This is a genomic window from Paenibacillus sp. GYB004 (genome assembly GCF_036577605.1).
Lineage (GTDB): Bacteria > Bacillota > Bacilli > Paenibacillales > NBRC-103111 > Paenibacillus_AB > Paenibacillus_AB oceani.
Genome location: NZ_JARBDB010000031.1, coordinates 60,255 through 72,845 on the forward strand (window position 1 = coordinate 60,255; position 12,591 = coordinate 72,845).

Below are 12,591 nucleotides of genomic sequence, written 5' to 3' on the forward strand. Positions count from 1 at the left end.
CGCGTATACCAATAAAAGGGGTTTGTGGTAGGATCATTATTGAAGCCCGAGATAACTGCTGGTGGGAGGGGAATGTATGATTCACATTGGCGTGGATATAGACGGCGTACTTGCTGTTCACGGGGGAGATGAGAAGTTCTTCGATATCAGAATCGCCCCTAAGGCGGTAGAAGTTATACAGGAGTTTTCTAAGTTAGGTGTGAGGTTCAGCATCATCAGCTCGAGAATAAATTGTAAACCGGAAACACACGAGTGGCTGAAACGGAATCGGGCTTTTGATCTGTTTGAATCTATCTTGTTGGCAGAAGACCATAACGACAGTAAACTGAAGGCGGCTCAGCTGTTACAAATCCAAGTCATGATCGAAGATACTCCTTACGAAATAGAGAAATTAAGTGTTGGGGAATGGGAAATATGGATGCCGGAACTCCCTATAAATCGATCCTATACCCCTGCATCCCGACAAGTGGTGAGCATGAAGGGAAGAAGCGTATCTCCAAAAGGCTGGGTAGCCGATTGGGAAGATATCGAAACCCGGCTTATTCAAAAATTGAATGAACGAACCCGGTAATTGCATAGGGCTCTGGCATGGAGGTCCTGTCCGTTCTCATATACTCATAATGCGCGATAGGGGCATAGATGACGGAGGAAACGGAGGAATGGACATCGACAGCCATGAGGAGCTGGTTTTGTTTTTGAATTTATGCGCGGTTGAGAAAAGGAGAGCGATCCGCATGTACGCGGATCAGCGGGACGATAGCTTGTACCAGACGTTACTGTCCGCTTCGGTAATAACGGAATGCCGGCTTGCTCAGATCGGCCGGTCGGCCAAAGTTCTGTTTATCGGAGCCGGCGCGTTCCCGATCTCGACTTGTACGCTTCATGCCGATTTGTCGGGAGTGTGGGACGTAGAGCCGGTTGCCGGAAACAACTGTATTTACGATACGTTGATTCTGAAGGCTCCCCAGCCGGCTGTCGCCTCGCCGACCTGCTGATACGCCCATTGTTCGGCAACTGGGCCGTATCGTGAATTACCCAATCAACCGCGCATAGAAGTTATGCGCGGTTTTGATTTTTGTACAGTTGATTATACCTAAAACCTCCCACTTCCTTACTAGAAATTCATGGTAGTATGAAAGAATGGGAGGTGCGGCTTACTCCACCATGAGCGGGCAAGTAACCAGCCGCAAAACTGCAACTACGGATGGAGCCTGCTAGAAAAAAGGAGGGAAACGGATGGAAGACGCGCTTTCGCGGATCAAGCACAAACACTCGAGAATGATTAACGGACGGCGGCACGTGTGGGACGTAGAAAAATTGTGGAAGCGATCCGAGAACCTGCCTGTTGTCAAGATCCGAGTAGATTCGATCCAAGAACTGGATCAGGACTGCTGGTTCGGATACGGGAGCACTTCGGTGCCTACGATACGCAATGTGGCGAAGCATTGTAAACGGATCGTCGAAGCGGATATGAGTTACCCGATAATAGTAACGGCAGACGGTCTGCTCGTCGACGGAGGACACCGGCTTGCCAAAGCGCTGCTGAACGGCCAAACGGAAATCGACGCCGTCTTTCTGGATGCTCTGCCGGATGCGGATTTTATAGAAGGAGCGTTTACGGCCATGTACCGCTACGTTCCCATGACCGAAGAGACTGCCCGAATCGTAAACGCCTGGACGTACCCGCAGCCGTACGATTTATACAATATGGGCGGAGAGGACGAAGGGATCGCGGAGCTGTTGAACGGCGAATATTACAGCGTCCGTGAGGCGAACGATCAGATTGCAGGATTTATATGCAGCGGGCATTCTGCGCGAATCCCCGGAGCTTACGAGGCCGGAATCTATAACGACCCAGACTGCCTTGACGTCGGGCTCGGGCTGCGTCCGGATCTGACCGGCAAAGGGCTGGGGAGCGATTATGTCAAGCAGGCGGTAGAGTTTCTGGGCAAGGAACTGGGGAAGTCCAAGTTCCGTCTGGCCGTTGCCGCCTTTAACGAAAGAGCGATCCGAACGTATGAGAAAGTCGGATTCCGCCGGGGAGAGCAGGTCCATAGCCCCGTGTCGGGCGTGCAGGTTCCGTTTGTAGTAATGCGTTTAACCGAATCGGGTTGAGAAACCGGAAGTCCGGTACAAGGGAGGAACCGACGTGAACGATCGGCCTCCGTGCAGAGCGAACACAATGACGAGTATATCCAGCAGAGGTGAACGGAATGGATCTGAAAGCAAATGAACAAGAAGTAGCGAAATGGGCCGCCCGCCATGCACAAACGCTCGGATTCAGCGGCTCTTCGATCGAGGCGGCTTATATATGGAATCCCGGAGGATTCGTGAACCAGTCCTACCGGCTGACCGATGGCGAAACGGTGCGGCATCTCAAGCTCGCCAAGGAAGATAAAGCCCCGGAACTCCGGCAATGGGCCAGGATCAGCGGCTGCCTGTCGGACCGCTACCGGGCTCCGCGGCTAGTTCAAGAGGTGGCGCAAGAGATCGTCCCCGGCTATACGTGCGGCCTCGTGTTCGAGTACCTGAAGGGCGAACCGCTAAGCACCGCACCCGATCCGCTGTCCGTTATCGAAAAGGTGCTGCCCCTAATAAGCCGGCTGCATGCCGACGAGCAGATCCGCCAAGCCGTTCCCGGTACGCCGGAGATGCAAACTCTCACTTATTCGGATGCCTTTATCCAGGAGTATATCGGGCGGTTCGAGGAAGATTTGGAAGGGATCAAGGCCGGGAGACAGCTGCTAAGCTTCGTGTCGGACACTACAATGGAATGGTTCGATGCTGAAGTTGGCCGGTTGAAAAAGCTGGTGGAGGAGCATCCGTCTTTCCGCAAGCAAGCGGCCGATATCGTCCATAACGACTTGAACTGGCAAAATATTTTGGTCGGCGAGCACGGAGAACACTGGATGATCGACTGGGACGATCTGTCGGTTGCCGGAGATGCGGCTATGGACTATTCCGTCTTGCTGTGGCCGCTGTATCGGACGGCGGACTGGCCGGTATGGCAGGAGCGGGTGAGCCGTCTGGCCGGTGAAGATGCGGCGGAGCGAATGGAGATTTACTTTCGGGCGAAGCTGCTCGACGATGTGATCGATGTGCTTGCCGATTATGTGGAAGCGGAGCAGATACCGGATGTCAAAGAGGTAACGCAGGAAAGGGCGAGAAATATTCATCTTCGCGCTTATCCGGAATATTTGAAGCTGTACGGGACATAAATCCGCGTGTTCCTCCGCAAGCAGCCGGCCCGATGCAAAAATGACCTCGCCGAGTCAACCGATGACCGATCCCTTCCTTCGATCCGATTTATACTATAACAAACGTTCCATTTACAGATCAGGGGGAAAGCTGGAGTGAACGAGATTCGAGTAGCTGTTGTCGGATTCGGTACGATGGGCAGGCTGTATGCGAACATCCTGTCGCAGATGGAGGGCGTTTCGTTAACCGCCATATGTAGTTCGTCGGCGGAATCGAGGCTGGAAGCGGCCTCGCTCGGGGCATTACGGTTCGACAGTCTGGACGAGCTGATTCAGGAGAAGATTCCGCTGGATGCGGTCGTTCTGGCGCTGCCGACATATTTGCATAAGACGTATGCGGTGGCTGCGGCGGAAAAGGGTCTCCATATCATTTGCGAGAAACCGGCCGCCCTGACTGCGGAGGACACGGAAGAGATGATCGAAGCGTGCAGGCGAAACGGCGTTTGCTTGCTCGTCGGTCATGTGCTGCGTTTTTTCCCCGATTACGCCCGGCTGTCCGAGCGGGTGTCCAAGGGAGAGGCGGGGCCGATAATAACCGCTCATGCGAAACGGTACAGTCTGCATCCGCCGTCGGACAGCTGGTTCGAGGACGATACGAAAAGCGGCGGCGTCTTGTTCGATTTAATGATTCACGATATCGACTATCTGCATTCGCTGATGGGCGAAGCGGAATCGGTCTATGCGGTGATCCGGAAATCGCCGGGGGTCCAGTACGCGGCGGCCGTGTTACGCTTCGAAAACGGAACGGTAGCGAATCTGGAAGCGATGTGGGGATATGCCGGACCGTTTACGTCCTCGCTGGAAGTGACAGGGAAGGACGGGATGCTTCGCGCCGACAACGAAGCTTACAAGCTGGCAGTAAGCCGGGGAGCCGTTGCCGCGCATTCGCAGCGGAATGAAGGGGTAGCGATCCCGCAAGGCGAGCCTGCTGACGATCCGTATCGGCTGGAACTGGAACATTTTATCGAGTGTATCCGGACCGGAGCCGAACCGATCGTCACTGCCCGCGACGCTGGGAGGGCGGTAGCAACCGCTTGCGCTGCGCTCGAGTCGGCATGGCTCGGACGTCCGATTAAGCCGCAGCGGTTGCGCCAGAGCACGAGCGCTTTGCACGTGAAAGATTAGGCGCCCCATCCAATTGCAATCCAATCGGAATAAAAAAAACAGAACGCCTCTCGGGGCGTTCTACGTCGTTTTGGTCAGCTCGATCACCCGCCCGCCTCGTTTTTTGATTTCTTCATCGTGCGTGACGAGGATGACCGTTTTGCCGGCTTCATTAAACTCTTTTACGATACCCAGCACCGTCTCCGCATTATGCCGGTCCAGCGAACCGGTCGGCTCATCGGCCAATATAAGCTCGCAACGCTTAAGCATCAGCCGGGCCAGTGCGATTCGCTGCTGCTCTCCGCCCGACAACGTGTACACTTTTTTGTTCAGCTTGTCCTCCAGTCCGACCCGGCGCAGCGCATCCTCGATCGTCAGACCGGTCCGGCAATCTTTGCGGATCAGCTTCAGGTTTTCCTTCACCGTTTTGTTGTCGACCAAGGCGAAGTTTTGAAACAAAAAGCCGACCTTCGTTCGAAAATAGGACAAATGATGCTTCTTCACCCGCAAATCCACCCCGTCCACCAGGATGGAACCTTGCTCCGTCGTTTCCAGAGCGCCGATCATATTCAGCAGCGTCGTTTTCCCGCACCCGCTCGGGCCGGAGAAGATAACGAATTCTCCTTGCTCGATCGTTAAGTTCAAATCTTGAAATACGACTTTATCCTTGAATGTTTTCGTTACGTTTTGAATGATGATTCTGCTCATAGGTTGCCGCCTTTCAAAGTATTCTGAATTCGCGCGTGTTCGATTTTGCGGATATAAAAGAAGATGACCGCGAGCTCCAGCGCAAGTATGACGATTCCCCCGAATACGAGATGGGAGACGTTGTTCAGCTCCAATACAAGCGCGGCCGTCACAGCCGCTCCGATACTCAGCACAGAGGTGACCAGCGTCATCAGAACGAGCTTCCGGTGTTTGGCCGGCAGGCTGTGACCCAATACTTTCTTAATCGCAAGCTCGATCGCATTTACTTCGTACTCCAGCTTAATGATGGTGACGATAATGATGAATTCCAGAAGCAATACGAGTGTACTGAAAATCAGGTTGATCGCCAGCACCCGTTGGGCCAGAGTCCAGCTATGGTTGTACTTGTCCAGCACATTCGTCTTCCTTACGATTTCCCTCGACATTCCATGCTCTTGCACGAACCGGTCGAATTCGTCGTCGCTCACCTTATACATAATCTCTTCGATAAACGGAAAAAACCGTTCCGGATCAACCGGTCTGTTCTCGACTTGTTCCGCCGTTTTGTTGTTATAGATGATGACCGGATTTTTCAGAATTTCGCTGCCATAGGCCAGATTCACTTCGATGCTGACCAGCTCGACCCGGCCCTTGTACGGAATTACTTCATACTCATAGGCGAACGACTCGCCTTCATATAAGCGAAGCGAATCTTGAAACGATGCGATCAGCTCGTTGGTAACGGGCATTTGTTCAGGTACTAGTAAATAAATGTCTTTCGTAAGATCCGCGTTCGTTAGTTCCTTGATGGTGCGGGATAAATAATCATAAGCGTTCCGGTTGGCGATCAGCGCGTTTCCATTCACCAAGCCGTCCATGTCCGACAATAAGGTGGCGTTGGCGTTTCGGAAAAACTGCTTGTAAAACGTTTTTTCAACCGTATTCGTATCACTCATCCTATTGGTGATGTTGCCGTCGCTATCTACGACAAGCCGATGATTGAGCCGGACGTACGAGTAATCGGAATAGTTCTCGAAGAACGACTTCTGCTTATACAGCTGATACGATTCGTATAAAACCGCCACATTGCCCGAGATGACGAAAATCGTGACGATAACGGTTACGAGCTTTAAACCGTAATTCAGCGCCAGCAGCCTTTTGGAGCCGCCTTTCGAGTTGGAGAACACTTCTTTCAGGTTGTACACATACATATTCAAATACAATAGGGCGTTAAAGACGATCAGCGCAGCAAACAGGGTCAAGGAAATCCGGACTCCAAAATAGACTGATGTAAAGGGGGCCAGAAACAGAACGACGGCAGCGAACAAGGCCGTAAAGACGAAAGTATCCGTCAGCACATTCCGCCACATCATGCCTCCGATCGATTCCCCCATCGAGACGCGGATCAAATTTTCCTTTTTCTGAAACAAAACGTCGTAGTAGGTTAGCAGCAAAACGATACTCATCATCAAAAGCCAGATCGCGATAATCGTGTTTCTCGACTCTGGATCGGTGTAACCTTCCTTCGGATGGTTGCCTGCATACTTGTCGATCAGCTCGATTTTAAATGCCGTCGCCTTCTCCAAACTTCCGATGATGTAAAAGTCGTGAATGGTGTCCAAGCCCGGAACGGTTGCAAAATCATGGAACTGAAACTGGATATCTTCCAAAAACAAACTCTCGTACGATTTCTCCTGGATGTCCAGATTTGTATCGAGGTAACGTTTCACGCCCGGGGTTCCGTATAGATCGTACTTCGTCTGGAACAAGCTCGGGGTTGACCGTACGAACGTAAACATCTCGACTCCATGGCGCTCGGCGGAGCGGAGCGTATCCCGGATCATCTCCTCCTCGGTAGTGTTCGGCTGCAAATAAAGGGTCGTATTGTGAAATTCGGTGTAGAAATTGTTCAGACGAAACGTATGGCTCTCCCCGATAATAAGCAGGCCGATAAACAAAATGCAGAAACTGACGATATACTTGATCGTTTTCAAAAAGAATAACCTCCGGAAGAATAAGGCGGGGAGCCGATAAGAAAAGCTTCTAAACGAAGCCTTAACCACGATGAATGACCCTGCGCAAGCAGAGGCTTTTCTTGGTAAAGAATGTTTCATTTTACCGCTTTAACGCTTTAGTAAAATTAAACAATCTTTAACGTTAAAAAACTCTCCCCGGCCTCAGATGATGAGTTACAGGAAGAGTGTACCGGATAAATATCAAAGTTTTATCAATTTTCGCCATGTGAACTAGAGAGAACGAAACCGGGCCGTTACTTGGGCGCCTCCGGACGGCGAATTGGCAACGATCAGCTGCCCTCCGTGCTTCTCGCAAAGCAGCTTGCCTATATACAGCCCCAATCCGAAGTGGGCGGTGCCTGCCTGATGATCGTCCCGGTAAAACGGTTCGGCCGCTTTTTTCAATGCTCTGGCGGAAAAGCCGGCTCCATCGTCGGTGACGCTTAGCGTACATGCAGTGCCGGTGATCTCGCCGGTTACGGCAACCGTTTGTTTGGCGTATCTGGCCGCGTTTACGATGAGGTTCTCGACTACTTGGGACACCATCTCCGGATCGAGACGCACGGTGTCCGCCGTAGCGTTCACCTCAAACGACAGCTGCTTGCCGTCGCATAAGATAACGGCCGTCTCTCGCAGGCCGGAGAGCAATTCCCGGGCGGAGACTTCAGCAGGTGAGGGGCGGACTTCCTCCAGTTTCTGGATCGAGTTCATGCTGGCGACGTAACGCTCCAGTCTCTCGATATGGCCCTTCATCGTATTGATCGTGGAAAGCACATCTTCCTTGGACATTTGTTCATCCGGGTAATACCTTTTCAGATAGTCGACATGTCCCTTTAGAACCGTGAGAGGGGTGCGCAAGTCATGGGAGAACGCTGCGTTCAGCCTTTTGCGTTCTTCGGCCGTTCTCCACATGTCCCGGGTATTTTGCGCCAGGGCGGCACGCATCTTCTCGAAGGCCGCGCACAGTTTCCCGAACTCGTCCTTGCTTTCGTACCGGATCTCGAAATCGAGATCCTGTTCGGCGATCTTGCGGGAGGAGGCGATCATAAGATCATAGGGTGTTTTTACCCGCCGCTTGTAATAATAGAACATACCGGAACCCAGCAAGCCGACCACATACACGGGAACGGCTATGAAGGGCAGCACCTGATACAGGATGCTCTTGACCTTGTCGGCAGTGGTAAAGTAGGGGAATTTGTTATACGGATATTCTCTGACCGTGTATCCGTCCTTCGTCTTTATTTCGTTATAAGGTATTTTGTCCGAATAAGAGAATTCCAGATTCATATAGGCGTCAGAGGCCTCTTCGACGGTGATGACGGACAAATAGACGGCCAGCATCCCCAGAACGATAGCAATCAGCATAAACTCAAGCAGCACGGAGCGTTGTCCGAGCATTCGTTTTATTTGCTCCATTTGTACCCGAGCCCCCAGACGGTTTCGATCGGAGAGAGCGCACCGGCCGCGGTCAGCTTGGCCCGCAGCTTGCGGATATGCTCGACGACGACCGAATCGTTGCCGTCCCCGTCCACCCCCCATAACCGTTCATAGATCCGTTCCTTGTCAAAGGTTTGTCCGCTGTTCGAGGAAAGCAGCTCCAGTATTTTGAATTCCTGCTTCGTCAGCGGAACGGCCGCCTCCTTCACGTACACTTCCTTGGCGGAATAATCGACGACAAGCTCGCCTTCGAATTTCACCTTGGCCCGGCTCGCCAGCCGCCGTTCGCGCCTAAGATGGGCGGCTACGCGGGCGCCGAGCTCGTCGATGCTAAACGGCTTCATAATGTAATCGTCGCCGCCTGCGGCGAATCCGGCTATTTTGTCCGCATCTTCCACCTTGGCCGTCAGGAACAGGATCGGGCAAGCCACATGCGACCGAATCCGCTCGCACACTTGAAGCCCGTCCGGCTCCGGCATATGAATGTCGAGCAGGATCAGGTCCGGCTGCTTCTCCGCCTGCCGGATCGCTTCGGCTCCATTAGCGGCGGTCAGCGGATCGTACCCGTTCTTTTTAAAAAAGGTATACAGCAGCTTCACAATATCGGGTTCGTCATCGACGATTAGAATCGTATACGGCATTGTTTCCTCCTCATGGCCGGTCTAGTGGTATAAGCCGACGCTCGTCGTATCCGATCTTATCATAACCGATCCGCCGGGAAACCTTACTTACCCCGTATACAGGGCCTGCATAAAGAAAAACCGTAAGAATATAGACGAGATCTATAGTCCAGGAATAGGCGATTACTGCTAACAGGGCGCCTATCCCCCAATAGCAGGAGAACGCTATAAGGACGTCTCTATTTTTCCTGCTCAATGGAATAGCCGGATATGCTTGAGCTGGGTCCAGATTCGGTCCGCCCTTTTCCGAAGAGTACCGCGGCGGTCGGGCTGCAAGCGGATGTCCGACATCGCTGCAATCGCTTCCGCCGCCTCTTCTACGGACAGCCGCTCCGTATCCAGATGATGCCGGAACACGTCGCCCGCGAGCCCGTCGATGCACCGGTCGATTTGCCGGGCCGCCCACGAGCCGCTTCCGTCGCCTCTGCTACGCAGTCGTTTTAACAGGCTCTCCTTGGACGCGATTAACGTATAGTGGTGGACAGTCACGCCATCCGCCCGCAATCGGCCTACCATTTCCTGAAAATAGTCAGGGTCGGTTACCGTCATCGGCACGATTACCGTCCCGTCATAGCGCTGATTGATGTAAGACAGCATCGAATAATTCAGCTCGCGCCACATCGGATAATGCTGGAAGTCTTCTTCGGCGGTTTGCTTCGGGATGTTTTTGCGGATGTAAAATCCGGCCTGCTCCGGGTCATATACGTAGGAATGCGGCATTCTCCGGCATAACTCATAGGACGTTTGCGTCTTTCCCGAGCCAAACGCCCCGTTGATCCACAGGATCATGGTTTTTCCCTCCGATTGAAAATTAGCAGTTCCGCTTGTTATAGGGGCGTGAGCTGAATAAACAAGCTGCTTTTTCATTCGTCCCCTCATCAGAAATAGACACCCTAAGAGCCGGTAAGGTTCAAGATTATTTCGTACATCTTTGAACAGGTCAAAAGGAAATTTCGCCGGGACTCGGGAGGATTTCCTTGCCGTTCGAAACTCACGCGGTCGAAGATGGATGCAGTTTGCCATGGACCGATGGCGGAATTGACCATCCTGATGACGGAATGAGCAATGAAGCCGAACAATCCGGCCATGTATAATAAAGCTAGGAATGGAACATATCCGATGTTTTGGGGGTGAGAACGAACAGGAAATGGAGAAACATTTGAGAAGCAGCAAATTCATGGGCCAAGAGTTTCCGTTCTGGATGAAACGGTTCGCTCAAAATCGAAACGCGACTCCAATCGAGCATAGCCACGAGTTTGTAGAACTCGTGTATGTTGTGAGGGGGGAAGCGCAGCATCGCTTTGAGGGCGAGCGATATTCCATTCGCGCCGGCGATGTATTCATCATCAATCCCGGAGAGGTGCATGCGTACGACTACGAGGACGAGCAGCAGATCGAAATTATTAACTGTCTGTTTATGCCTTCGCTCATCCAGGAGGGACTGCTGCGTGAACTTGGCATATCAAGGTCCATGGACTTTTTCTACGTGCAGCCTTTTCTGAATAAAGAAGAGCGCTTCCACCATCGGCTTAATCTGAGCGGCCCGCACGCAGCGACGATGCTGGTCATTATGGAAAGCATGATGGCCGAATTCGAGCATCGGAATCCGGGCTTCGATGCGATTATTCGATTAAAGATGATCGAGCTGCAAATTTTTTTATCGCGTATATACAATCTGCATCAAACGAGAAGACATGACGTTAATTACGGCGAGCGAGAAGTGATGGCGAGACGGATACGCGGCTTTCTGGAAAGGAACTACGGGGACAAAATAACGTTGACGTCTTTGGTAAACGTATTCAAAATCAGTGAACGAAAGCTGAACAGGCTCATGAAGGAGCAAATGGGCATGAGTGTGATCGAGCTGCTCCATCAGATTCGCATCGAGAAGGCGAAGTATCTGCTTGAGGATCAGGCAGAAAAGGTGATTAATGTAGCATCCATGGTCGGCTACGAGGACCCGGCCTTTTTTAGCCGCTTGTTCCATCGTATTGTCGGATGCCCGCCAGGGGCGTACAGAAAAACGGTTTATAAATAATGAGGGGGGCGCTTGCTGGAAATGAAACTGTTACTCCGTAAAACAATCGTTATGTTGGTAGTGGTCGGGAGTGTGACCGCTTGCAGTCAAGCCGGAACGCAGAGTGGAGAAAGTCAACAGGAAGAGAATCGAGCCGACACTGCGAAGGAACCGGTCGAAATTGTCTTTTATTCGACAAACAATGATTCCGTAGAAGGATTTGACCAAAGGCTGGGCACTTCTTTGCGCAAAAAGTTTCCGGACTATACGATCAAGTACATTCAATCGACGAAGGGCAACTCGATGGAGGAGCTGCTGGCGTCGGGAACGCGATTCGATATTTTCTACCAGACGATCGGCAACTATGAGGGGCAGGTGTTCCCGAATCGAATTGAATATGACATGTCCGAGTTGATCGCGAAGCACAAGGTGGATCTGAATCGATTTGAGCCGACCGTGATGGATGCTCTCAAGCAAACGTCTAACGGTAAAATGTATGCGCTTCCCGTTATCACGAACAACTTGCTTTTATATTACAACAAGGACTTGTTCGATAAGTTCGGCGTTCCGTATCCGAAGGACGGGATGACTTGGGAGCAAATAAGCGAGCTGTCCAAGAAACTATCCCGCACCGACCAGGGGACGCAATATTTCGGGTTTACGCATTCGCCGCTTCATACGATCCGCATGAACCAGCTCTCTATTCCGAATGCCGATTTGAAGACCAACACGCCAACTATTAATCAGGACAGCCGCTGGAGCCGATTTTTCCAAACTTTATTCCTTGATCCGGTTCAGGAGCCGGGTTACGCGCAGTATTTGCAGTCGACCGGCAAAATTCCGGGCAGCAACGAATTTATCAAATCGAAAAATGTCGCGATGTACGTGTACATCCAAGGTTTAATGGGGGCATGGGGCGATCAGGTGAACTATGATGTCGTGTCGCTCCCGGTGTTCAGCGACCGTCCGGGAATCGGATCGCAATCTTACCCGAGCTATTATGGCATCACGAATATGGCCAAAAATAAAGATGCGGCCATGGAGGTTTTGAAATATATCGTTTCCGACGAATATCAGACCGAATTGGCGCTGAGAGGCGACATGACCGTTCTGACCGACGAGCGCGTGCGGAAGCAGCTGGGGCAAGGAACGCCATACAAGGATAAAAACTGGCAGGCAGCGTACTACAACAAGTTTGCGCCTTTCCTTCCGAAAGGGACTTATGATGCCGAACTGGTCACCATTTACGGATCGATGGGCATTCAACTGCAAACAGGCAAAATCGACATCAATACAGGCTTGAGACAAGCGGGCGAGCAGGCACAGAAGAAAATCGCAGAGATGGTCCAGATGAATAAATAGGGGAAGAAACGGCTGTAATCGGTTCCAAAAGG

The 12,591-nt window shown here is 51.9% G+C and carries 12 protein-coding genes; 7 read left to right on the plus strand and 5 right to left on the minus strand.

The features are described from left to right. Positions 1–76 precede the first annotated feature (76 nt). From PV433_RS13840 to PV433_RS13860, 5 genes are all read left to right on the plus strand, one after another. Positions 77–571 (plus strand): hypothetical protein, encoded by a 495-nt coding sequence (locus tag PV433_RS13840; protein WP_332072674.1) that lies wholly within the window; start codon positions 77–79, stop codon positions 569–571. Positions 572–659: 88 nt separating this feature from the next. Then, positions 660–995 (plus strand): hypothetical protein, encoded by a 336-nt coding sequence (locus PV433_RS13845; protein WP_332072675.1) that lies wholly within the window; start codon positions 660–662, stop codon positions 993–995. Positions 996–1,236: 241 nt separating this feature from the next. Then, positions 1,237–2,115: a GNAT family N-acetyltransferase gene (locus PV433_RS13850; RefSeq protein ID WP_332072676.1), complete on the plus strand. Its 879-nt coding sequence runs from the start codon at positions 1,237–1,239 to the stop codon at positions 2,113–2,115. A 98-nt stretch (positions 2,116–2,213) separates the two neighbouring features. Beyond that, positions 2,214–3,218, plus strand: a complete 1,005-nt coding sequence (locus tag PV433_RS13855; RefSeq protein WP_332072677.1) for an aminoglycoside phosphotransferase family protein — start codon at positions 2,214–2,216, stop codon at positions 3,216–3,218. 135 nt (positions 3,219–3,353) lie between these two features. After that, on the plus strand, positions 3,354–4,382 hold the full coding sequence (locus PV433_RS13860; protein WP_332072678.1) for a Gfo/Idh/MocA family protein: 1,029 nt from the start codon (positions 3,354–3,356) through the stop codon (positions 4,380–4,382). Positions 4,383–4,442: 60 nt separating this feature from the next. On the opposite strand, the gene PV433_RS13865 is transcribed toward PV433_RS13860, so the two are convergent. The 5 genes from PV433_RS13865 to PV433_RS13885 form a co-directional block, all read right to left on the minus strand. Further along, positions 4,443–5,069 (minus strand): ATP-binding cassette domain-containing protein, encoded by a 627-nt coding sequence (locus tag PV433_RS13865; RefSeq protein WP_332072679.1) that lies wholly within the window; start codon positions 5,067–5,069, stop codon positions 4,443–4,445. Next, positions 5,066–7,042 carry a DUF1430 domain-containing protein gene (locus PV433_RS13870; protein ID WP_332072680.1) on the minus strand — a complete coding sequence of 659 codons (1,977 nt, stop codon included), beginning with the start codon at positions 7,040–7,042 and terminating at the stop codon, positions 5,066–5,068. The genes PV433_RS13865 and PV433_RS13870 overlap by 4 nt, the downstream gene beginning before the upstream one ends. 252 nt (positions 7,043–7,294) lie before the next feature. Continuing rightward, positions 7,295–8,479, minus strand: a complete 1,185-nt coding sequence (locus tag PV433_RS13875; RefSeq protein WP_332072681.1) for a HAMP domain-containing sensor histidine kinase — start codon at positions 8,477–8,479, stop codon at positions 7,295–7,297. Next, the gene (locus PV433_RS13880) at positions 8,467–9,141 is read right to left on the minus strand and encodes a response regulator transcription factor (RefSeq protein ID WP_332072682.1); all 675 of its coding nucleotides are present in this window, start codon (positions 9,139–9,141) and stop codon (positions 8,467–8,469) included. The genes PV433_RS13875 and PV433_RS13880 overlap by 13 nt, the downstream gene beginning before the upstream one ends. A 231-nt stretch (positions 9,142–9,372) precedes the next feature. Further along, positions 9,373–9,969 (minus strand): AAA family ATPase, encoded by a 597-nt coding sequence (locus PV433_RS13885; RefSeq protein WP_332072683.1) that lies wholly within the window; start codon positions 9,967–9,969, stop codon positions 9,373–9,375. A gap of 370 nt (positions 9,970–10,339) precedes the next feature. On the opposite strand from PV433_RS13885, the gene PV433_RS13890 reads away from it, so the two are divergent. Further along, positions 10,340–11,218: an AraC family transcriptional regulator gene (locus PV433_RS13890; protein WP_332072684.1), complete on the plus strand. Its 879-nt coding sequence runs from the start codon at positions 10,340–10,342 to the stop codon at positions 11,216–11,218. 21 nt (positions 11,219–11,239) lie between these two features. After that, positions 11,240–12,559, plus strand: a complete 1,320-nt coding sequence (locus PV433_RS13895; RefSeq protein ID WP_332072685.1) for an ABC transporter substrate-binding protein — start codon at positions 11,240–11,242, stop codon at positions 12,557–12,559. Positions 12,560–12,591 lie beyond the last annotated feature (32 nt).